Source organism: Ciceribacter sp. L1K22 (genome assembly GCF_017599385.1).
GTDB lineage: Bacteria > Pseudomonadota > Alphaproteobacteria > Rhizobiales > Rhizobiaceae > Allorhizobium.
Map to the genome: position 1 here is coordinate 507329 of NZ_JAGFPK010000001.1, position 22625 is coordinate 529953.

At 60.5% G+C, this 22625-nt stretch carries 24 protein-coding genes; 17 read left to right on the forward strand and 7 right to left on the reverse strand.

All coding sequences use genetic code 11. The features are described 5' to 3' along the window. The first annotated feature begins 19 nt into the window (after positions 1-19). The 9 genes from msrA (at position 20) to deoA (ending at position 8831) form a co-directional block, all read left to right on the forward strand. A complete protein-coding gene (gene msrA / locus J5J09_RS02385; protein WP_208548103.1) occupies positions 20-703 on the forward strand; it encodes a peptide-methionine (S)-S-oxide reductase MsrA in 684 nt (227 codons plus the stop codon). A gap of 179 nt (positions 704-882) precedes the next feature. Beyond that, a complete protein-coding gene (locus tag J5J09_RS02390) occupies positions 883-1875 on the forward strand; it encodes a BMP family ABC transporter substrate-binding protein (RefSeq protein ID WP_208548104.1) in 993 nt (330 codons plus the stop codon). A 72-nt stretch (positions 1876-1947) separates the two neighbouring features. After that, positions 1948-3459: an ABC transporter ATP-binding protein gene (locus tag J5J09_RS02395; RefSeq protein WP_348646407.1), complete on the forward strand. Its 1512-nt coding sequence runs from the start codon at positions 1948-1950 to the stop codon at positions 3457-3459. Between the two features lie 7 nt (positions 3460-3466). Beyond that, positions 3467-4570: an ABC transporter permease gene (locus J5J09_RS02400; protein WP_208548106.1), complete on the forward strand. Its 1104-nt coding sequence runs from the start codon at positions 3467-3469 to the stop codon at positions 4568-4570. Between the two features lie 13 nt (positions 4571-4583). Then, positions 4584-5555, forward strand: coding sequence for an ABC transporter permease (locus tag J5J09_RS02405; protein ID WP_208548107.1), 972 nt, complete (start codon positions 4584-4586; stop codon positions 5553-5555). 1 nt (position 5556) lies between these two features. Next, complete coding sequence (locus tag J5J09_RS02410; protein WP_208548108.1) at positions 5557-5949, forward strand: cytidine deaminase; 393 nt, start codon at positions 5557-5559, stop codon at positions 5947-5949. After that, a complete protein-coding gene (locus J5J09_RS02415; RefSeq protein ID WP_208548109.1) occupies positions 5946-6752 on the forward strand; it encodes a purine-nucleoside phosphorylase in 807 nt (268 codons plus the stop codon). Before J5J09_RS02410 ends, J5J09_RS02415 begins: the two co-directional genes overlap by 4 nt. Beyond that, entirely contained in the window at positions 6745-7518 is a 774-nt protein-coding gene (deoC, locus tag J5J09_RS02420; protein ID WP_208548110.1) for a deoxyribose-phosphate aldolase, read from the forward strand. Before J5J09_RS02415 ends, deoC begins: the two co-directional genes overlap by 8 nt. A 5-nt stretch (positions 7519-7523) precedes the next feature. Continuing rightward, complete coding sequence (gene deoA, locus J5J09_RS02425; protein ID WP_208552992.1) at positions 7524-8831, forward strand: thymidine phosphorylase; 1308 nt, start codon at positions 7524-7526, stop codon at positions 8829-8831. Between the two features lie 4 nt (positions 8832-8835). Here deoA and J5J09_RS02430 read toward each other — a convergent pair whose 3' ends face one another. The 7 genes from J5J09_RS02430 to J5J09_RS02460 all read right to left on the reverse strand — a co-directional run bounded on the left by J5J09_RS02430 (position 8836) and on the right by J5J09_RS02460 (position 14246). Continuing rightward, a complete protein-coding gene (locus J5J09_RS02430) occupies positions 8836-9351 on the reverse strand; it encodes a TIGR02281 family clan AA aspartic protease (protein WP_208548111.1) in 516 nt (171 codons plus the stop codon). A 127-nt stretch (positions 9352-9478) separates the two neighbouring features. Then, a complete protein-coding gene (gene upp, locus J5J09_RS02435; protein ID WP_208548112.1) occupies positions 9479-10108 on the reverse strand; it encodes a uracil phosphoribosyltransferase in 630 nt (209 codons plus the stop codon). Positions 10109-10220: 112 nt separating this feature from the next. Further along, on the reverse strand, positions 10221-11195 hold the full coding sequence (locus J5J09_RS02440) for an adenosine deaminase (RefSeq protein WP_208548113.1): 975 nt from the start codon (positions 11193-11195) through the stop codon (positions 10221-10223). After that, on the reverse strand, positions 11192-12412 hold the full coding sequence (locus J5J09_RS02445; RefSeq protein ID WP_208548114.1) for a phosphopentomutase: 1221 nt from the start codon (positions 12410-12412) through the stop codon (positions 11192-11194). The genes J5J09_RS02440 and J5J09_RS02445 overlap by 4 nt, the downstream gene beginning before the upstream one ends. 81 nt (positions 12413-12493) lie before the next feature. Continuing rightward, positions 12494-13114, reverse strand: a complete 621-nt coding sequence (locus tag J5J09_RS02450) for a TadE/TadG family type IV pilus assembly protein (RefSeq protein ID WP_208548115.1) — start codon at positions 13112-13114, stop codon at positions 12494-12496. Next, complete coding sequence (locus tag J5J09_RS02455) at positions 13111-13725, reverse strand: TadE/TadG family type IV pilus assembly protein (protein WP_208548116.1); 615 nt, start codon at positions 13723-13725, stop codon at positions 13111-13113. The genes J5J09_RS02450 and J5J09_RS02455 overlap by 4 nt, the downstream gene beginning before the upstream one ends. 125 nt (positions 13726-13850) lie before the next feature. Next, on the reverse strand, positions 13851-14246 hold the full coding sequence (locus J5J09_RS02460) for a pilus assembly protein N-terminal domain-containing protein (protein WP_208548117.1): 396 nt from the start codon (positions 14244-14246) through the stop codon (positions 13851-13853). Positions 14247-14755: 509 nt separating this feature from the next. Here J5J09_RS02460 and J5J09_RS02465 point away from each other — a divergent pair. The 8 genes from J5J09_RS02465 (at position 14756) to J5J09_RS02500 (ending at position 22625) form a co-directional block, all read left to right on the forward strand. After that, positions 14756-14938, forward strand: coding sequence for a Flp family type IVb pilin (locus tag J5J09_RS02465; RefSeq protein WP_208548118.1), 183 nt, complete (start codon positions 14756-14758; stop codon positions 14936-14938). Positions 14939-15066: 128 nt separating this feature from the next. Beyond that, a complete protein-coding gene (locus tag J5J09_RS02470) occupies positions 15067-15579 on the forward strand; it encodes a prepilin peptidase (protein ID WP_208548119.1) in 513 nt (170 codons plus the stop codon). A gap of 107 nt (positions 15580-15686) precedes the next feature. Continuing rightward, on the forward strand, positions 15687-16493 hold the full coding sequence (gene cpaB / locus J5J09_RS02475; RefSeq protein ID WP_208548120.1) for a Flp pilus assembly protein CpaB: 807 nt from the start codon (positions 15687-15689) through the stop codon (positions 16491-16493). Further along, entirely contained in the window at positions 16490-18061 is a 1572-nt protein-coding gene (locus tag J5J09_RS02480) for a type II and III secretion system protein family protein (protein ID WP_208548121.1), read from the forward strand. Before cpaB ends, J5J09_RS02480 begins: the two co-directional genes overlap by 4 nt. 14 nt (positions 18062-18075) lie before the next feature. Beyond that, the gene (locus tag J5J09_RS02485) at positions 18076-18780 is read left to right on the forward strand and encodes a CpaD family pilus assembly lipoprotein (RefSeq protein ID WP_246745775.1); all 705 of its coding nucleotides are present in this window, start codon (positions 18076-18078) and stop codon (positions 18778-18780) included. A 31-nt stretch (positions 18781-18811) separates the two neighbouring features. Further along, positions 18812-20089, forward strand: coding sequence for a CpaE family protein (locus J5J09_RS02490; RefSeq protein WP_208548122.1), 1278 nt, complete (start codon positions 18812-18814; stop codon positions 20087-20089). Between the two features lie 32 nt (positions 20090-20121). After that, entirely contained in the window at positions 20122-21612 is a 1491-nt protein-coding gene (locus J5J09_RS02495) for a CpaF family protein (protein WP_208548123.1), read from the forward strand. Further along, a complete protein-coding gene (locus tag J5J09_RS02500; RefSeq protein ID WP_208548124.1) occupies positions 21612-22625 on the forward strand; it encodes a type II secretion system F family protein in 1014 nt (337 codons plus the stop codon). Before J5J09_RS02495 ends, J5J09_RS02500 begins: the two co-directional genes overlap by 1 nt.

Genomic DNA, 22625 nt, shown 5'->3' on the forward strand with positions numbered 1-22625 from the left:
GTTGAACGGGAGCCGTCTGATGTTTCTGATCGACATGTTCAACAAGAAAATGACGATGCCGTCCGCCGAAACGGCTTTGCCGGGTCGCCCGCGACCCATCGAAACTGCTGACCTTCACGTCATATCGGCGAGGTCGCTGCTTGCAATGCCCCCTGCCGGTTTCGCCACCATCTATCTGGGCTTGGGGAATTTTTGGGCCGCCGAGCGCCTCTTCTGGAATCTGCCTGGGATTTGGGTGACCGCCGTTGGCTTCCAGGGCGGCTTTACGCCCAATCCTACCTTTCAGGAGGTGATGACCGGCCTCACAGGCCATGCCTGCGTGGTCAAGATCGTGTACGATCGATCGTCCTTGCCGCTTCACTCCATATTGAAGCTGTTTTTCGAGGCTCATGATCCGACGCAGGGCATGCGGCAGGGAAATGACATAGGCACGATGTTCCGGTCGGTAATTTTCGGTGCCGATCAACAGTCCGTCGACCTCGCGATCCGGATGCGTGATCTCTATCAGAGTGCTCTTCTCGCCGCAGGTCGCAGGCAGACCGTGACCACGACAATCACCATAGCGCCAGAATTTTACCACGCCGAAGAATATCACCAGCAGTATCTTGCAAGGAACGTGGGTGCCTCCGCCGTTTTAAGGGGCACGGGCGTGCCGTGTCCGGTGCTGGATGATGCCGATCTCCACTGGGCGATTTCCACGTGATCACAATAGCTTGGATTGAGTTTTACCGGATGAAAAAAATCTGGTGAATTTTTCCTGCAGCCATGCAAGGATGAGCACAGCTAGGCCTCCGGCAGGTGGCCGGTGCAACCGCAGACATGCCCCCAAAGGGCTTGCGGGAGGACCCGATAAGATCAATAGCAACAAACAGGGCTGCAAAAATGAAGAAAACCCTCATCAGTCTCTTTGCCTTGGCCGCGATGTCGGCGACGGCGCTCGCTGCCGAAATCAAGCCTGCGCTTGTGTATGGCACCGGTGGCAAGTTCGATAAGTCCTTTAACGAAGCCGCCTATAATGGCGCTGAGAAGTTCAAGGCGGAGACCGGTATTGAATATCGTGACTTCGAACCGACGGGCGACACGCAGGGCGAACAGGCGATCCGCAACTTCGCGTCCCGCGGTTACAACCCGGTCGTCGCGGTTTCCTTTGCCTGGACCTCTGCTGTGGAGAAGGTCGCCGCCGAGTTCCCGGATACCAAGTTCATCATCGTTGATGCCGTCGTTGACCTGCCGAACGTTCGTTCGGTTGTTTACAAGGAAGAAGAAGGCTCATACCTCGTTGGCGTCCTGGCGGGCATGGCCTCCAAGACCGGCAAGGTCGGCTTTGTTGGCGGAATGGACATTCCGCTGATCCGCAAGTTCGAGTGCGGCTACGAGCAGGGCGCACGCGCGGCCAACCCAAATATCGAAGTCTTCCAGAACATGACCGGAACCACAGGCGCTGCCTGGAACGATCCGGTGCGGGGCGGCGAACTGACGAAGAATCAGATCGACCAGGGCGCTGACGTGATCTATGCGGCAGCCGGCGCGACTGGCCTCGGCGTGCTGCAGACCGCGGCCGATAACGGTAAACTCTCGATTGGCGTGGACTCCAACCAGAACCACCTGCATCCCGGTTCGGTCCTGACCTCGATGGTCAAGCGCGTCGATCTGGCTGTCTACAATGCCTACCTCGACACCCAGGGTGACAAGTTCACCGGCGGCGTCCAGGCTCTCGGCGTCAAGGAAGACGGCGTTGCTTATGCGCTCGACGAAAACAACGCCTCGCTGATCACTGATGACATGAAGGCCGCCGTTGAAAAGGCAAAGGCCGACATCATTGCCGGCACGGTCAAGGTTCATGACTACATGACGGACAATTCCTGCCCGAAGTGATCCGATGAGGGCGCAAGCCGGGTCTGAGGCCCGGTTTGCGCCCTTTTCATGTCTGCTATCCGGAGGTCATCGGTGAACCAAGCGCCAGCGATCGAACTCGTCGGCATCGATAAGAAATTCGGTGCCGTACACGCCAATAAGAACATAAACCTGACGGTGGCCAAGGGATCGATCCACGGTATCATCGGCGAAAATGGTGCGGGGAAGTCGACGTTGATGTCGATACTCTACGGCTTTTATCAAGCCGACAGCGGGACGATCAGCATCGACGGCAAGCCGGTCACGATTCGCGACAGTCAGTCCGCGATCGAGGCAGGTATCGGTATGGTCCACCAACACTTTATGTTGGTGGAGAACTTCACCGTTCTCGAAAACCTGATGCTTGGTGCGGAAGGCGGCGGTCTTCTTGCAAAGGGTGCTGAATCGGCGCGTCAAACCCTAAGAAAGCTCGCCGACGACTATGGCCTGGAAGTCAATCCCGATGCCGTAGTGGAGGAGCTGCCGGTTGGCCTGCAACAGCGTGTCGAAATCCTCAAGGCCATGTATCGGGGTGCCGAAATTCTGATCCTTGATGAACCGACAGGTGTGCTGACGCCGGCGGAGGCCGATCATCTCTTCAAGATCCTTGGCGTCCTGCGCGACCAGGGAAAGACAATCCTGCTGATTACCCACAAGCTTCGTGAAATTATGGCGATCACCGATACCGTCTCGGTCATGCGGCGCGGTGAAATGGTGGCAACCCGGAAGACGTCTGAGACGACTGTCGAGGAGTTGGCGGAACTGATGGTCGGTCGCCGGGTATTGCTCCACGTCGAAAAGGGCGCGGCAAACCCGGGAGAGGTCTACCTCTCTGTTCGGAACCTGACGGTCAAGGACAGTCGTGGGGTGACGATGGTCGACAACGTCTCCTTCGATGTCCGCGCCGGTGAGATCGTGGGCATCGCCGGCGTCGCCGGCAACGGCCAGAGTGAGTTGCTTGAGGCCATTACCGGCATCCGCAAACCGACGACGGGTGAAATATGGATCAACGGCAGGAATGTCGCCGGTCTCGATCCTGCTGCCCTCCGTGGTATCGGACTGGCTCACATCCCCGAAGACCGTCACCATATGGGTCTTGTTCTTCCGTTCGAGGAAAGTCAGAACGCGATCCTCGGCTATCACCGCGATGAACGCTATGGACGAGGCCCGTTCCTGGATCCTGAGGCGATCCGCAAGGCGGCCGTCGAAGAGATCGAGAAATACGACATCCGTCCGCCGAACCCTCGGCTGAAGACGGCCAACTTCTCCGGCGGCAACCAGCAGAAGATCGTGGTCGCGCGCGAAATCGAGCGTGACCCGAAGCTTCTGATCGTCGGCCAACCGACCCGTGGCGTCGACATTGGCGCCATCGAATTCATTCATAGCCGCATTGTCGAGACCCGCGACGCCGGCAAGGCAATCCTTTTGGTGTCGGTGGAACTCGACGAGATACGGTCGCTGTCCGACCGTGTCCTGGTGATGTTCGCCGGCCGGATCGTTGGTGAGAAGACGCCGGATACGGGTGAACAGACGCTCGGCCTGATGATGGCCGGTATCGCGGCATGAGGTTTCTATGAGTACTGCTTCCGTCCCGCTTCCGAACTGGATCAACTACGCGCTTCTGCCGCTGATCAACCTGCTGCTGGCATTCCTCGTCTCGGGCTTCGTTGTGTGGGTTATCGGCGAGGACCCGGTCGAGGCGCTGAAGCTCATGCTGCAGGGCGCGCTGGGACGCGGCGAAGGCATCGGCTTCACGCTGTTTTACGCAACGAGCTTCATCTTCACCGGTCTGTCCGTCGCCGTGGCCTTCCACGCCGGCCTTTTCAACATCGGCTCGGAGGGGCAGGCTTATGTTGGCGGTCTTGGAGCGGCGCTCGCGGCTCTCGCCCTCGATCACTACGTTCCGTGGTACGTTACCATGCCGTTCGCCATTCTCGGTGGCGCCCTGTTCGGGGCAGGCTGGGCTCTCATTCCGGCATGGCTCCAGGCCAAGCGCGGCAGTCACATCGTCATCACGACGATCATGTTCAACTTCATCGGCGCATCGCTGATGGTCTACCTGCTCGTCAACGTCTTGCGCGTGCCGGGAAAGATGGCGCCCGAGACGCGCACTTTCCTTGAAGGCGGCCAGTTGCCGAAGCTCGACGGGCTGATGTCGCTCCTTGGCATGAAGCTCGGCGCCGCGCCCTTCAACGTCTCCTTCCTGATCGCGCTTCTGATGTGTTTCCTCGTCTGGGTTCTCATCTGGCGGACCAAATTCGGCTATGAAATGCGCACCTTGGGCCTCTCGCGCTCCGCTGCTGCATATGCCGGCGTGCCCTATGTCCGCACCGTCATTCTCACCATGTTGATCTCGGGCGGTCTGGCCGGCATGATGTCATTGAACCCGGTGCTCGGCGCTTCGGCGCGCTTGCAGGTCGAGTTCGTCGGCGGTGCCGGTTTCGTCGGAATCGCGGTTTCGCTCATGGGGCGCAGCCATCCGCTAGGCATCATCCTGGCCGCGATCCTGTTCGGCATCCTTTACCAGGGCGGGGCGGAACTCTCGTTCGACATGCCCAACATCACCCGCGACATGATCGTCGTCATCCAGGGTCTGGTGATCCTGTTCGCGGGCGCGCTGGAATACATGTTCCGCCCGGCGATCGTCAGGGTCTATCAGCAGTTCGTGAAGGCTTGAGGGGACAGGAACCATGGATTTCTTCGATATCCTCGTCAGCATTCTCGGCTCCACCATCCGGCTGTCGATTCCGCTGATCTTCACGGCGCTCGCGGGACTGTTTTCCGAACGGGCCGGCATCTTCGACATCGGCCTGGAAGGCAAGATGCTCGCGGCCGCCTTCGCCTCCGCCACGGTCGCCTATGTCACGGGTTCGCCGTGGGTCGGGCTCCTGGCCGGTATTCTGGTCTCGATCTTCTTCTCGCTTATCCACGGCTTTGCCTCGATCACGAACCGGGGAAATCAGATCGTGTCCGGCGTTGCAATCAACTTCGTCGCCGCCGGGCTGACGGCCGTTCTGGGGCAGGCCTGGTTCAGCCAGGGGGGTCGCACGGCGCAACTGACTGGTGACGCCCGGTTCTCGCCGATCATACTTCCCGGGGCGGATCTCGTTCGTGACATCCCCATCATCGGCCCGCTCTATGCGAATGTCATCTCCGGCAACAATATCCTGACCTATATGGCTTTCCTTGCCGTTCCGCTGGCCGCCTGGGTTCTCTACCGCACCCGCTTCGGCCTGCGCCTACGAGCCGTCGGCGAAAATCCCGGTGCCGTCGACACAGCCGGCATTTCCGTCGCCTTCCTGCGATACCGCGCCGTCATCGTCGCCGGCTTCCTGTGCGGCTTCGCGGGCACCTACCTTGCGATTGCCCAGTCGGCTGCCTTCATCAAGGACATGTCGGCCGGCAAGGGCTACATCGCCCTCGCGGCCCTCATCTTCGCCAAATGGCGGCCGGTTCCGGTGCTCTTCGCCTGCCTGCTGTTCGGCTTCCTCGACGCGCTCGCGAATTTCATGCAGGGCAAGTCCGTTCCCTTGATCGGCGAGGTTCCGGTGCAGATCTTCCAGGCTCTGCCTTACATTCTCACCTGCGTGCTGCTCGCCGGCTTCATCGGCGCGGCCAACCCGCCCAAGGCCGGCGGCGTGCCCTATGTAAAGGAGCGTTGAGATGTCTCACGACCTGTTCGAAGCCGCCCGCGACGCCATGCGCTTCGCGCATGCGCCTTACTCCAAGTTTCCGGTCGGTGCGGCAATCCGCGCCGACGATGGAAAGATCTACACCGGCGCGAACATCGAGAATCTGTCCTTCCCGCAGGGCTGGTGCGCCGAACCCACTGCCATCGGCTGTATGGTCATGGGTGGTGGAAGGGAGATCGTCGAGATGGCGGTGATCGCCGAAAAGATGCCGCTCTGCCCTCCCTGTGGCGGATGCCGTCAGAAAATTGCGGAATTCGCTTCGGCCGCCACGAAGATTTATCTGTGCGACGAAGTCGGCGTGAAAAAGACCATGACCATGAACGAATTGCTGCCCTTCAGCTTCGAGACGGACCTCCTCGGATGAGGGCGGTCATCGATCTGCTCGTCGATCGCCTGGATGGCCTCATGCCGCGTGTCGGCATTGTTCTCGGATCGGGTCTCGGCTCGCTTGTCGATGAGGTCGAAGATGCCGTCCGCGTCCCGTTTGCCGACATGCCGGGCTTTCCGGTGAGCGGCGTCTCAGGGCATGCGGGCGAGCTGGTGGCCGGTCGTCTGGGTGGCGTACCTGTCATCATGCTATCCGGTCGTGTTCATTACTATGAAAAGGGCGACGCCAATGCGATGCGGTTGCCGATCGCGGTCCTGAAGGGCCTCGGCGTCAGGACGCTGGTCCTGACCAATGCGGCGGGCTCGCTGCGCGAGGAGATGCCGCCGGGATCGGTGATGCAGATTACCGATCACATCAATTTCTCCGGCTACAATCCGCTGATCGGCGAGCAGAGTGACGGGCGCTTCGTCGGCATGACCTCTGCCTATGACCAGAGTCTCGTTCTTGCCATGCGCGAGGCGGCGCTGGCGCAAGACATCCCATTGTCATCCGGTGTGTATATGTGGTTTTCCGGCCCCAGCTTCGAGACGCCGGCCGAAATCCGCATGGCGCGGATTCTGGGGGCCGATGCCGTCGGCATGTCGACGGTTCCGGAAGTCATTCTCGCGCGATTTTTTGGGCTGCGGGTGGCGGCCGCATCGGTTATTACCAATTATGGTGCGGGCATGACGGGTGGCGAATTGAGCCACGAGGAGACCAAAGACATGGCCCCCATCGGTGGACGCAGGCTTGCGGCCATCCTGAAAGCCATGATCTCGGGAGGAACGGACCTTGGATAGCCATCAAATGCGGGCGACTGCCGCAGTCGCATTGACCCTGCTGGATCTCACAAACTTGAAGGACGATTGCACCCCTGAGGCCATCGAAGCGCTTTGCAAGCGCGCCAGAACGCCCTTTGGTGACGTCGCCGCGATCTGCATCTGGCCACGTTTCGTTGCGCAGGCCCGGGCCATTCTCGGCGCCGGCGCTGCCGTTCGGATCGCCACCGTTGTGAATTTCCCCTCCGGCGATCTCGCGGTGGCAGATGTCGTGGCCGAGACACGGCAGGCGATATCGGATGGCGCCGATGAAATTGATCTCGTCATCCCCTACAAGGCGCTGATGGGCGGGAACGAGCAGGCAGTGGCTGAAATGGTCGCCGCGGTTCGCGGCGTGTGCGGTTCGGACGCGCTGCTCAAAACCATCCTGGAAACGGGAGAACTGAAGGACGCTGCCCTGATCCGGAGAGCGTCGGAGATTGCGATCGAGGCGGGCAGCAACTTCATCAAGACCTCGACCGGCAAGGTGGCGGTGAATGCTACGCTGGAGGCCGCCGATATCATGCTGCTGGCGATCCGCGACAGCCGTCGCCCGGTTGGCTTCAAGCCGGCGGGCGGGATCGGATCGGTTGTCGATGCCGGTCTCTATCTTCGCCTCGCGGCAACCATCATGGGAGACGATTGGGTCATGCCGTCGACCTTCCGCTTCGGGGCTTCCGGCCTCCTCGACGATATCTTGTCGATCCTTTCCAACGGAAAGTCGCTGGCCACCGGCACAGGATACTGAGTGTGATCATTCCGCAGGAGATCATCAGGCGCAAACGCGATGGCGAAGAGCTTGCCGCCGTCGAGATAGGCGCTTTCATCGAGGCCTTGAGCAACGAAACCCTGTCCGAGGGACAGGTCGCCGCCTTCGCCATGGCGGTCTTTTTCCGCGGCATGACGCCCGCTGAAATCGTCGCGTTGACCCTGGCCATGCGCGATTCGGGCGAGGTCCTGTCCTGGTCGGGCGTCGGCAAGCCGATCGCCGACAAACATTCGACGGGTGGTGTTGGCGATAATGTCTCCCTGATGCTGGCGCCGATGGTTGCCGCGTGCGGTCTTGCCGTGCCTATGATCTCGGGGCGCGGCCTGGGTCACACCGGCGGCACGCTGGACAAGCTGCAGTCGATTCCTGGCTACGACGTCATGCCTGATCCGGCGACCTTCCGCGGGACGGTTGACGATGTCGGATGCGCCATCATCGGCCAGACCGGCGATCTTGCACCGGCGGACAAGCGCCTCTATGCGATCCGCGATGTGACGGCGACCGTGGAATCGATACCGCTGATCACCGCGTCCATCCTGTCGAAGAAGCTGGCTGCCGGTCTCGAGACACTGGTGCTTGACGTAAAGTTCGGCAATGGCGCCTTCATGCAGCAGGTTTCCGATGCCGAGGCGTTGGCCGCATCCCTTGTCGAGGTAGCCAACAGTGCCGGCGTCAAGACCACGGCACTTCTGACCGACATGAACGAGCCGCTTGCCGATGCCGCCGGCAACGCTCTCGAAGTGGCAAACTGTGTGGACTTTCTGCTGGGTCGCAAGGAAGGTAGCCGACTGGAGACCGTCACGCTCGCACTCGGTGCCGAAATGCTGGTGAATGCCGGAGTAGCGCGCAATCTTGCCGAGGCAACTGACCGCTGCCGCACTGCCTTGTCTTCCGGCAAGGCTGCGGAATTCTTCGCGAGGATGGTGACAAGCCTCGGTGGCCCGGCCGACTTTGTGGAACATCAGGCCCGCTACTTGCCGGTGGCACCGGTCGAAATACCGGTGCTGTCTGCCGGTGACGGATATCTTTCGTCCTGTGCCACCCGAAGCCTCGGAATGGCGGTCGTCGATCTGGGGGGAGGCCGCCGGCGTCCGACGGATCCGATCGATCACCGCGTCGGCCTGAGCCAGTTGCTGCCGCTTGGCACGAAGGTTGAAAAGGGCGATCTGATTGCGGTCGTGCATGCGGCGGATCAGGCGAGTGGCGAGCGCGCGGCCCAGGTTGTGGCGGCGGCGTATGCGCTGGCCGAAACACCACCTATTTCGGCGCCGGCGATCCTAAAGCGTATCTGACCCACTAGCGTTCGAGCTTCAACACGCCATCTGCGACCGCATAGCTGTTAAGCCGCCGCAGGAAGCTGAGGCCGATCAGCGTGTCGGATAGCGCCGCGTCCTTCAGGACGAAAGCGTCGACGTCCTTCACCCGGATCGAGCCGATCTCGACGCGGTCGAGGACCACATGCGCAGCTACCGTCTGCCCGTTCGCGGTATTGATCGGGTATTTGAAATCCGTGCGCGCGGCGGTGAAACCGAGGCGACGCGCTGTCGATTCGTTGATCGCAATTACCGACGCTCCGGTATCGACAATCCCGTCGACGTCTTTTCCGTTCAGCTTGAAGGTAGCGAGGAAGTGGCCGCGCTCGTCGGCCTTCAAGGTCACCCGGCCGGGACGATCGCTCTGTTGGGTCTGAGTGCTTGCCTGAGCGACATCGACGAACGACTCTTCGATGTCAGTATCTCCGCTCAGCAATCGAGGCACTTCGACGGCGGTCACTCCAACGACCGCCAGGATCATGAGACTGCGTGTCAACATATTCGCCCTCCCTGCCCACTACTGCCCCTTTACGGACATAGTAGCGCCACAACCCTGAGAGTCGAACTAAGTTTTTCAGTAAAATACGTTGAACCCGTACGAATATCGTACGGTTACCGTCTTTTTGCTATTTGGTACCGTACATCCGGTCGCCTGCGTCTCCAAGACCGGGAACGATATAGCCTTTTTCGTTGAGGTGACTGTCGATCGACGCGGTATAAACTGGAACGTCCGGATGAGCGTCGCGGAAGTTCTTGATACCTTCAGGTGCAGCAAGCAGGCAGAGGAAACGGATATTCTTGGCGCCGCGCTCCTTCAGCTTGTCGACCGCGGCAATGGAGGAATTGCCGGTTGCCAGCATCGGGTCGACGATGATGATCAGCCGTTCGGCGAGATTCTCCGGAGCCTTGAAATAGTATTCAACAGGTTGAAGGGTTTCGTGATCGCGGTACACGCCGATATGCGAGACCCTGGCGGCCGGAACCAGTTCCAGCATGCCTTCGAGCAGTCCGTTTCCGGCACGCAGGATGGATGCGAACACCAGCTTCTTGCCTTCGAGGATCGGTGCCTGCATCTCTGTCAGAGGCGTCTCGATCGTCTCCATCGTCAGTTCGAGGTCACGTGTCACCTCGTAGCAGAGCAGCGTCGAAATTTCCCGCAGCAACCGACGGAAACTCGACGTGGACGTTTCCTTCCGGCGCATGATCGTCAATTTGTGCTGCACAAGCGGATGGTCGATGACAGTTACGCCGTTCATGGTCAGGCTTTCTCCGTGAGCTTTTTCTTATCTTTTTTCACGCCTCCCGCCCCTTGCGCAAGGGGCGCGTGTCGGTTTGGCATCTCATCCCCAGCTCCCCTTCAAGGCCGGATCAGATGTCAAGGCGCGTCAGAAGGTTGGCACGCGTCGTCTCGTCCACAAAGGCCGATTCGATCGCCGTTCGCGTCATGGCGTTTATCTCGCCTTCGGTGAACCCCATCGTGGTCTTCGCGAGCTCGTATTCACGCGCGAGCGATGTGTGGAAAAAGGGCGGATCGTCGGAGTTCAGCGTGACGCGCACGCCGGCCGCAACGAAGTCCCGCAGCGGATGATGCTGGAAGTCGGGGAAGACGCCGAGCGCGATGTTGGAGCCCGGGCACACCTCCAGCACGGTTCCGAGATCTGCAAGGCGCTTGACCAGATCAGGGTCCTCGATAGCCCGCACCCCATGGCCGATCCGGCTCGGCTTCACGAGATCGAGCGCGTCCTGAACGCTGAACGCGCCACACAATTCTCCGGCATGGATGGTGATGCCGAAACCCGCCTCGCGCACGATGTCGAAAGCGCGTGCATAGTCGGCAACCCGGTTCATTCGCTCCTCGCCCGCCATGTTGAAGCCTGTGATCAGCGGATGCGATTGCCGCGCTGTCCATTCGGCCCGGCGAAGGACATTCTCCGGACCCAGATGGCGTTCTCCGATCACCACCATACGGCATTCTATGCCGGCTTTATCCTTCGCAGCGCGAATACCAACAGCCAACCCCTCGACGTATTCTTCCGGGGAAAGCCCGACCTCCAGGCCATGATCGGGCGAGATGAACAGTTCGCTGTAGATGGCATTCTCCCCAGCGAGCTCTAGCAGGTATGCTTCCGCCAGATCGGCATAATCTTCTGCCGTCCGGAATACAGATGCAACCTTGTCGTAGCACCCGATAAAGCTGGTGAAGTCGGTCCACACATAGGCGCCGTCTCGGATGAAGTCCGAGCTGTCGATGCCGTACTTATCCGCCAGCCGCATGGTGAGCGCCGGAGGCGCCGCACCTTCGATGTGGCAGTGCAGTTCGGCTTTCTTGAGATGCTTTGTCACAGGAAACTCCGTCCGTGGCGGCCGGCCGCAATGCCGAGATGGGCAGCCACCGTTTCTCCGATGTCGGCGTAAGTGGGGCGTATCCCGATCTGCCTGGATCTTATTCCCGGCCCGAACGCCATGATGGGCACCCGCTCCCGTGTGTGGTCGGTGCCGCGCCAGGTGGGATCGCAACCGTGATCCGCCGTCATCAGCACCATGTCGCCCGGTTTCAGTCGCCGGTTCACCTCGGGGAGGCGCCGGTCGAAGGCCTCGAGCGCGGCCGCATAGCCTGGCACGTCGCGACGGTGGCCGAAGAGCATGTCGAAATCGACGAAATTGGTGAACACCAGGTCGCCGTCCTCGGCCTCGTCCATGACCTTCAGCGTCGCATCCATCAGGGCCATGTTTCCATTGGCCTTGATCACACGCGTCACGCCTTGGTGAGCGAAGATGTCGCCGATCTTGCCAACCGCGTGCACCTTGCGCCCCACCTCGATCAATCGGTCTAGCAGAGTCGGCTCCGGCGGCAGGACGGAAAAGTCGCGGCGATTGCCGGTGCGTTCAAACGTCGCCGCCGTCTCGCCGACAAATGGTCGCGCGATGACGCGTCCGATATTGAGCGGATCGACCAGTTCGCGCACGATCTGGCATAGCGTCATCAGCCGATCCAGGCCAAAATGCGTTTCGTGCGCTGCTATCTGGAAGACCGAATCCGACGATGTGTAGCAGATCGGCTTACCGCTGCGGATATGCTCCTCGCCAAGCCTTGCGATGATCTCAGTGCCGGATGCGTGGCAGTTACCGAGAATGCCGGGAAGCTCGGCCCGTTCGCAGATCGCCTGCACGAGGTCGGCGGGAAAGGCTTCTGTCCCCTCGGGAAAATAGCCCCAGTCGAACATCACAGGCGTCCCCGCGATCTCCCAGTGGCCCGATGGCGTGTCTTTTCCGCGCGACGTCTCGCTCGCTGCTCCGTGCATGCCGAAAACCCTCTCCGGGACAGGCATTCCGGCAGGATAAGTGCCGCTGGCAAGTTTAGCGATGTGCACCAGGCCGAGTGCCGACAGGTTGGGCAGGGTTAGCGGTCCGGATCGAAGACCAGCCCGGTCGCCGAGGCCGGCTGCGCAGAATTCAGCGATATGACCGAGCGTGTTCGAGCCATCGTCGCCGTAACGAGGCGCATCCGGTGCGCCACCGATGCCGAAGGAATCGAGAACGAACAGAAATGCGCGCACCATATATCACCCGAACAGGAGGCCTGCGGTCCGCAAGCGAAAGCGGCGATGATTAACGCGTCACGGCCATGTTGGCAAATGCCGTCAGCAGTCGCGGCAGCCGATCCCGGTCTCACCCAGGCGCTGCAAGTAGTAGTACTCACGATAGAACGTTTTCGTCGTCAGCTGCGAGCCCTTGAAGTTTGGCAGATAGATCATGAGCTCATGCGGAATGCTGAGTTCGGTATGAATGAGGAAGGAGTCCGCCTGCGCGAACTCGCCGATCGAGACGCTGTCTCCCTCCGTGTAGGGAGTGGTGTTGTCGTTTTTCCAGGACCATGCAATCTTCGCATTGCCGCTCGTGTCCACGGCGATGCCACTGACGGTCAGTTCAAGCCCCGCGTCGGAATAAGGAGCGAAGGTCGCGGCCGCGAAATCATTCATTCGGGTGAGGAAAGCCTTGTCGATATCGCCTTCCTGCTGGCTGACGAGGTCTGCGACCGAGCTCGCCGCGGCGGTTGCCCGCTTCATCACGCTGAAGCCGATCGTGAACTCGAAGGCCGCGAGATAACCGACCAGAAGTATCGGAAACAGCAACGCGAATTCCACACCGCCGATCCCGTTCCGGTCGTCGCGCAGCCGGGCGAGCAGATTGCGCAACGTCGCGCGCAACTGTTTTTGACGATGTTCCGGCGAAACCGTTCTCTCAAACACGGGATCGGTCATGGATAGTTCTCGTTCTGGAATGTCGTTGTCGCGACGATCAGGAAATCTGTCGGCATCGAACCATCGGCGGGACGAATGGTCGTGATCAGAGGACGGATGAGATCCGCTGTCACCTGCCAGCGATAGAAGGCTCTCACCATGTTGATCGAGCCCGGGCCTCCGGGGCTAAAGCTGAACGACGAGGTGTCGAGATCGGAAAACGCGTCGCCGCTGACTTTCGGAACGCCGATCGGGATGGTCGAGAACGCCGTGAAGGTGCGAACGTCCAGATAGAGCTGTCGCGGTTCGTTGATCTCGGTCTCCGAGCATCGCATCATGATGGAAATTTCGTCGCAGAACGCCGAGCGGAACTGCGTTTCCGTCATGTCCGTGTCTCGGCCAAGACCAAAGGTGATCTCGCCGGTACGAATCTGGCGCGCCATCTGGTTTGTCGCGTGCGACAACAGCTGCTCCGCGGAAAACGCGACAAATGTTTCGATGATCGCGAAGATGATCATGAAGTAGGGGATGGCAAGAATTGCGAACTCGATGGCCGCCGCGCCGTCGCGCGATCGTATCAGCCGTCGCAATATGCGGCGGTTTCGCGGGCTGATGTCACGCTTGGAATTCATTTCTTGCGCCCAGACAACGATTGTTCACGCGAACGCTACGCGGCAAACCTTGATTTTCCGTTGCCCGCCCCCGTCGAATTGTCCGCGATGCGTTAACTGTTCGGCAACCTTGAAGGCGCCGCAGATCAATTCGTTGAGGAGGTTGCCGCTTTGGCGTGCGTTTCGCAGTTGGGCGAGCAGGAGAGAACGGTTCTTTCTGTTGCCTTGAACACGCGCACCGTATTTCCCTCATCGATGGAAACGAGAATGCGCTCATCGACGATCGCGTTTCCATCTGCGTCGAGCAGAACCAGATTGGTCGTTCCGAAGTTGCGGCCCGTGAGCACGATGGTCTGCGGATCAGCGACGGTCGCGTCCGCTACCTCTGAATTGCCGATGATGACCTTGCTGACCGGCCGGTCCAGCTTCAACACGCGCGCGTGGTCCATATAGACGCGCAGCATGTCCTCTTCACCGTGCGCGGGAAACGAAAGCGCGGCGAACAGCAGAAGGGCTGTGATGGAACCGTGGCGAGATGACATGTGCTGCCCTTGATGGAATTCAGCCGAGGCCTGGAAGCGAAAGAAGCATGCGCGTGATTGGTGAATGAAGGGTTAAACGCACCATTGGCGGTGTCACACCCCGCGCCCCTGTGTAAATGAGGCACCCTCATGTCTTGCTCGAATACGGGGGGAATGGCTGCGTAGACGAGGCCTTTTTTGGGTCTTGAGCAACCCTGTTTCACTTCGGAGCGGCTCTGGGTCAGCCAAACAGGCCGCACCCCCGACGAATCGTCAGCGCGGTCTAATCATGAACTTAGGCAGAAAGTCTTGTTTCTCAGCTGTTTGCGGGCAGGCAAGAGATATTCTTTAAAATCCTCTGATTTGCTTTTATCACTCGTTCACTCTGCTTTTGGCTATGGCTTCTTCACAAGTCGGTAACTTTCTTTCTTAAGTCGATAGCAACACGCCCCGTGTAGCTTCCGGTCATCCGAGCAACGGCAAACAGTTGCCGGACGTGCTGATCAACATTGTGGAGTTAGGAGAGTACCATGTCCAAGATTTTTGCACGCTTCCTGAAGGATGAGTCCGGCGCCACCGCTATCGAGTATGGCCTGATTGCCGCTCTCATCTCCGTTGCCCTCATCACCGGCGCCACCACGCTCGGCGACTCGCTGGACGAGACCTTCCAGGCGATTTCGACCGAAATGTCGACCGCTCAGGGCAACATGTAAGTTGGCGGTTTAGATATATGACAAGAAGCCGCTCCCCAAGGGCGGCTTCTTGCTTTTCGGGATAGTGAAAGCGGTAAGGTTTGATTGCTAGGCTGCGGCCTCGACTTTACCGCGGGGAGGGAGTGCCGATGATCGCGAGCATCATTTTCCTGGTGTTTCCGCTCTGCCTCGTCATGGCGGCGCTGACCGATCTGATTGAAATGAAGATTCCCAACCGAATCCCGGCCATCCTCTCGCTGGCCTTTCTGTCGCTCGCGCCCTTTGTCGATCTTAACCTTCAGCAGTTTGCGTTTCATCTCCTCGCGGGCATTGTCGTCTTTGCCGGATGTTTCGCCCTGTTCGCCCTCGGCGCAATGGGTGGCGGGGATGCCAAGCTGCTGACAGCCGCAGCGCTCTGGTTCGGGTTCAACGGCAGTCTGGTTGGCTTCCTTGCCACCGTCGCATTTCTCGGTGGAATTCTGACGATCCTCCTTCTGATCGTCCGGGCACGCGCCAACACGGTCCTGGCCCTCGGCCTCCCCATCCCCAGCTCCATCGTCCTTGCCAAGAAGGTCCCCTATGGCATCGCCATCGGCGCGGCTGGACTGATCAGTTTCCCTCAGTCTCCGCTTGCGATATGGGCCATCCACGCAGCTGGCTGACAGCGCCGGAAACCGATCGTTAACTAAACCTGTAAGGTCCCTGTTAACCATAATTATACCAATTCCTGATCAATCTGGCGGGCAGAGTTCGCGTTCAAGGATCGGTCATGAAACCCGCCCGCATCATCATTCTCGCAGTCGCCGTCGTGGCGGCAGGTCTGGCAGGAGTGCTGGCAATGCGTCTGACAGGCGGCAAGCCGGCCGCAGTCAAGCAGATTGCCGACGTACAGAAGGTGCCGGCCGTGCGTGTTCTGGTGGCCGCCGAAAACCTTCCCGTCGGCGCCCGGCTGAATGACAAGTCCGTTCGTTGGATGCCCTGGCCCGAGAACAACGTCGTTGAAGGCTTCATCACCGACTCCGGTCGTCCCAAAGCCATTGAGGAACTCTCCGGCGTCGTCGTCCGCCTGCCGATGTTCGAGGGCGAACCGGTTCGCGGAGAAAAAATCGCCGACGCGTCCGGCCGGATCATGTCTTCGCTGCTGCCGTCGGGCAAGCGGGCTGTCGCCACCGAAATCTCCGTTGAGACGGGTGCTGGCGGCTTCATCCTCCCCAACGACCGCGTTGACGTCATCATGGTCCGCAAGGGCGAGACCGATGCCTACCTGACCGAAACCATCCTCACCAACATCCGTGTTCTCGCCATCGACCAGCAGATCGAGGAGAGCAAGGAGGGCGGCAAGGCCGTGCTCGGCGCGACGGCGACACTGGAGCTGACGCCTGACCAGGCCAAGGTGATCACGGTAGCCCAACAGATGGCGGATCGGTTGTCGCTGGCGCTGCGTTCCGTTGCCGACGCGCAGGAGGCGGATACCGCCGCAGCCGACTATCTGCTCAGCGGTCGTTCGGGCCAGTCTGCGGTACAGGTGATCAAATCCGGGGCCATCGTCGGCGCCGCCCAGGGTGCGTTGAAATGAGCGGGAGCAAGACAGTGGGTGGACTGAAACAGAAACTTCGCGCTTCCGTCCGCATCGCGGTGGCGGTCTGCGTTGCGGTCTCGGCTGTCGCCGGCAGCGCCGTTCCGCCGGTTTTCGAACGACCAGCCTTGGCAGCCGAAAGCGTCATCCGCATCGCACAGTCCGGCCCGGGCGCGCGGCGCACCATAAAGCTTGGTCTCAACAAGGCGCTGGTGGTCGATCTGCCCCAGGACGCCCATGACATCTTGGTCGCCGACCCGACGATGGCCGATGCCGTCACCCGCACATCCCGACGCATCTATCTGTTTGGCAAGGCGGTCGGCCAGACCAATATCTTCATCTTCGGATCGGGCGGCGAGGAGATCGTCAGCCTCGATATCCAGATCGAGCGCGATATCGCCGGCCTGCAGTCAAATCTTCGCCGCTTCATCCCGGAGTCGGACATCAATGTTGAAATCGTTTCCGACAACATCGTCCTGACCGGAACTGTACGGACCCCGCAGGATTCGGCCCGCGCCGAAAGCCTCGCTCAGGCCTTCCTCAAGGGTGGTGAGGCAACGACCCGCAACACCACAGCGAGCAGTTCAGCCCAGGGCGGTGATGTTGCGATCTTCGCGGAAGAACGCCAGACGTCGTCCATCGTCAACCTCCTGACCATCGAAGGCGACGACCAGGTCACGTTGAAGGTCACCGTCGCAGAGGTCAGCCGTCAGGTGCTGAAGCAGCTCGGCATCAACGGCCGGCTTTCGAGCGGCAATGACGGCTTTGCATTCGCCAATCCCGCCAACCTTGGCAATGCCATCAGCACCTTTGGATCTGGCGTCGTCAGTGGTTCGATCGGTTCTGTCAATCTGGCGGGTTACCTGTCGGCGATGGAGCAGGCTGGCGTGATGCGGACGCTTGCCGAGCCGAGCCTCACGGCCATCTCGGGTGAAGAGGCGAATTTCTATGTCGGCGGCGAGTTCCGGATGGCGAGCACGCAGGAAGTCGATATCGATCAGGATACCGGTGTCCCGACCGTCACCCGCGAAACGGAAACCGTCAATTATGGGGTCGAGCTGAAGTTTCGTCCCGTCGTCCTCGCCCCCGGACGGATCAGTCTCCGCATCGAGACCAATGTCTCTGAGCCAACCTATGAGGGCTCTGTCGTCACCGGCAACGGCACCGCGAGCACCATCCCCGGCAACACCTATCTATCGATCCGCCGGCGCGAGGCATCCACCAGCGTTGAACTTCCCTCGGGCGGCTCGATCGTGATCGCCGGTCTCATCCAGGACAACGTCCGGCAGGCTTACTCCGGCGTGCCAGGTGTCGCACGGGTGCCGGTGCTCGGAGCACTGTTCCGCAGCAAGGATTTCATCCGCAACGAAACCGAACTGGTCATCATCGCCACCCCCTATCTCGTTCGCCCCGTGGCGCGGAACCAGCTGCAGCGGCCGGACGACAATTTCAGCCCGACCGACGATTTTTCCAGCGTCTTCCTGAACCGCGTGAACAAGGTTTACGGGCGCAAGGAAGGTCAGGTGAACGGCCGCTACCACGGCGCCGTCGGGTTTATCTACAAGTGAGCCGGGAGCACCCCATGAAGAACGTGACGCAGCCCGGCCGGAAAATGGAAAACACGATGATCACCCTTCGGTTCAGGTCGGCTCTGACTGCCGGTGTCTTGCTGTCGGCTGCCCTGATGGCTGGCTGCGGCACGCGCGACGGCATGACAACTGGGTCGATTCGGGACGACTACCGCACGCGTCATCCGATCGTGCTGAACGAGGTGGAGCACGCTCTCGATATTCCCGTTTCCTCGGCCGATGTGCGGCTGACGACCGGGATGCGAGATGCGATCGGCGGCTTTGGCGCGCGATACAGCGAAAGCTCTTCGAGCATCGTCCAGATCATGGTGCCACAAGGCTCGCCGAACGCCGGCGCCGCAAATCACTTGCTGAAGCAGATACGCGGCACGCTTGCGTCGTCCGGCGTACCTGCCTCGCGTATCGTCCAGACCACCTATGTCGCCGACGCCTATGGTGATGCTGCGCCCATCCGTCTGACCTATGTCGCAATGACCGCAGTGACCAACGCATGCGGCGAATGGCCCGAGGATCTGGCCAACGACACCGTGATGAACCGCAACTGGGAAAACTTCGGATGTGCGACGCAAGCCAATCTTGCCGCCCAGATCGCCAGTCCGATGGATTTGCTGACGCCGCGGAAATCCGCTCCTATCGATGCGGCGCGACGTTCGGAGGTCATTTCAGATTACCGCAACGACGGAAACCCGGGGCTCTGAGTGCCGGAACACGGCGGAAACGGATGAGGATATGAGCGCGATAGAGTATAACATCGACACGGGAGCGACGGACCGCGAGGCGCCGAAGGTGGGCGACGTGGACAACCTGCGCCCCTTGCCGCGCATATCGGTTCACGCCTTCTGCATCTCCGATGCCATGCACCGCCTCATGGAAAAATGCGCCGTCGACCGGCGCATGGCCAAGGTGACGATGCGCATCACCAGCGGCAATATCGATGCGGCGGCGAACATGTTCGCGACGTCGCCGACCCCGAACCTCATCATTCTCGAAACCGAGGCCGAGCCCTCCGCGCTTCTGCCGGAACTGGCTCCGCTCGCGGAAGTGTGCGATCCGAGCACCCGGGTCATCATCATCGGCCGCTACAACGACATTTCGCTCTATCGCGAACTGATGCGCAACGGCATTTCCGAATACATGGTGTCGCCCGTTGCAATGGCCGACGTCCTCGGCGCCATCTCTGCGATCTTCGTTGATCCCGAGGCTGAGCCTCTCGGCCGCACCATCGCCTTCATCGGCGCCAAAGGCGGCGTCGGATCGTCGACGATAGCCCACAATTGCGCTTTCTCAGTATCCAGTCTGTTCGCGACCGAGACAATCCTCGCCGATCTCGATCTCCCCTACGGTACGGCCAATATCGATTTCGACCAGGACCCCGCGCAGGGCATGGCCGAAGCCGTGTTTTCGCCGGATCGGTTGGACGAGGTGTTTCTCGACCGCCTGCTGACGACCTGCTCGCAGAACCTGTCGTTGCTGGCCGCTCCGTCATTGCTCGATCGCTCCTATGATTTCGATGGTGGTGCCTTCCAGCCCATAATGGAGCTTCTGCAGCGCAGCGCACCAGTGACGGTTCTCGATGTGCCGCATCTGTGGTCGGACTGGACGCGCAGGGTGCTTGCCGACGCCGACGAGGTGGTGATCACCTGCATGCCGGATCTCGCCAATCTTCGAAACGCCAAGAACATGCTCGACGCCCTGAAGAAGCTTCGCCCCAACGACAAGGCGCCGCACTTCATCCTGAACCAGGTTGGCGTGCCGAAGCGGCCGGAAATATCGCCGGGCGATTTCTTCGAGCCGCTCGAGGTTGAGCCGGTAGCGATCATTCCTTTCGACGGCCAGCTGTTCGGCAATGCAGCCAATAGCGGCCGTATGATTGCCGAAACCGATGCGAAGTCGCCGACGGCGGAAACCTTTTCCCAGCTTGCCCACCTCGTCACGGGCAGGGCGACGGTGAAAAAGGCAAAGAAGAGCGGTCTTGGCTCCGTTCTCGGCCTTCTCGGCCGCAAGTGATTGACGTGAAAACGGCGTAGATAGGAAACGGAATGTTCGGCAAGCGCGGTGGCGATGGTTTCGGAAAGAGTGGCGGTGGCCCGGGCACCGTTTCGCCCTCCGTCGAAACGCTTGCGCCGACGGTCGCCCGTCCCGCCATCGCCGAACCAGCTCCTGTTCGCGAGGAAGCACCCGTCCGCCAGCAGGTCGCGCCGCCGCCGATGCAGACCCCGGCCCGCAAACGCCCGCAGCGTACCGAGGACTATTACGACACCAAGAGCCAGGTATTCTCCGCGCTGATCGATACGATCGACCTGTCACAGCTCGCCAAGCTCGATGGCGAAAGCGCGCGGGAAGAAATCCGCGACATCGTCAACGATATCATCACCATCAAGAATTTCGCGATGTCGATCTCCGAGCAGGAGGAACTGCTCGAGGACATCTGCAACGACGTTCTCGGCTACGGTCCGCTCGAGCCGCTGCTGGCTCGCGATGACATCGCCGACATCATGGTCAACGGGGCCGGCCAGACCTTCATCGAAGTCGGCGGCAAGACGATCGAATCTGAAATCCGCTTCCGCGATAATTCGCAGCTTCTTTCGATCTGCCAGCGCATCGTCAGCCAGGTCGGCCGTCGCGTCGATGAATCGAGTCCGATCTGTGACGCCCGTCTTCCCGACGGCTCCCGCGTCAACGTCATCGCGCCGCCGCTGGCGATCGACGGTCCGGCGCTCACCATCCGCAAGTTCAAGAAGGACAAGCTCAACCTCGACCAGCTGGTCCGCTTCGGCGCGATCACGCCGGAGGGCGCGCAGGTCCTGCAGATCATCGGCCGCGTCCGCTGCAACACGGTCATCTCTGGCGGTACCGGTTCGGGTAAGACGACTCTGCTGAACTGCCTGACCGGCTACATCGATCCCGACGAGCGCGTTATCACCTGCGAAGATACCGCCGAACTTCAACTCCAGCAGCCCCATGTGGTTCGTCTGGAAACCCGCCCGCCGAACATCGAGGGTGAGGGCGAGATCACCATGCGCGATCTCGTCAAGAACTGCCTCCGCATGCGTCCAGAGCGCATCATCGTCGGCGAAGTGCGCGGATCGGAAGTATTCGACCTTCTGCAGGCAATGAACACCGGCCACGATGGCTCCATGGGGACCATCCATGCCAACACGCCGCGTGAATGCCTCTCGCGTATGGAATCGATGATCGCAATGGGCGGCTTCAGCCTTCCGGCGAAGACGGTACGGGAGATCATCTCGGGGTCCGTCGATGTCATCATTCAGGCCGCGCGCCTGCGCGACGGTTCGCGCCGCATCACTCACATCACCGAGGTGATCGGCATGGAGGGTGATGTCATCGTCACCCAGGACCTGATGCGCTACGAAATCGAAGGCGAGGATGCCAGCGGCCGTATCATAGGGCGCCACGTCTCGACCGGCATCGGCAAGCCGCACTTCTGGGATCGCGCAAGGTACTACAACGAGGAGCGGCGTCTTGCGGCTGCCCTCGATGCCATGGAGAAGAAAGGCGCAACACTCTGATGTTTGGCCTCGATCCGACCATTCTCGCGATTATCGCCCTGAGCGCCGTGGCGGCGGGTGCGGTCGCCTATGGTCTGCTGTTCTCGCGCATCGAGGTCGAGAAGAAGACGACGAGCCGCATCAACCGCGTCAAGGCGGCCGAAACCGATCATGCCAAGGTCAAGGCGGCCCGCGACCGCGTTCAGGAAATCTCCAAGCGGCGCAAGTCGGTGCAGGATTCGCTGAAGGATCTGGAGAAAAAGCAGCAGGAGCGCGACAAGAAGGCCGCCAACATCAGCATGAAGGCGAAGCTCGTCCAGGCTGGCCTCAGCCTCAGCATCGCCACGTTCCATGTTCTGAGCGTCGTGGTTGGCCTCTTCGTTTTCGCCGTCTCTTTCCTGGGCGGCGTGCCCCTGCTTGTCGGCGTCGGGCTTGCCTTCGTCGCCGCCTTCGGTGTCCCCCGTTGGGTGGTCGGCTTTCTCATCAAGCGCCGGCAGAAGAAGTTCCTCTCCGAGTTTCCCAACTCCCTCGACGTTATGGTGCGGTCGATTAAATCGGGTCTTCCGCTGAACGACGCCCTCCGTCTCATCGCCAACGAGGCACAGGAGCCGGTTCGCTCGGAGTTTCGCCGCGTGGTGGAATCGCAGCAGGTTGGACTGAGCGTGCCTGAGGCCTGCCAGCGTATGTCCCTGACCATGCCTCTGCCGGAGATCAATTTCTTCGCGATCGTCATCGCCATCCAGAGCCAGGCGGGCGGCAATCTGTCGGAAGCACTGTCCAACCTGTCCCGGGTGCTGCGTGACCGCAAGAAGATGAAGGCCAAGGTGCAGGCGCTATCGATGGAGGCCAAAGCCTCCGCCGCGATCATCGGCGCCCTGCCGTTCATCGTTGCTTTCATGGTCTACATGACATCGCCCGAATACATTTCGATCCTCTTCAAGGATCCCCGCGGTCATCTGATCCTGGGTATATCCGGCGTGTGGATGTCGATCGGCATTCTCGTGATGCGCAATATGATCAACTTCGAGATTTGA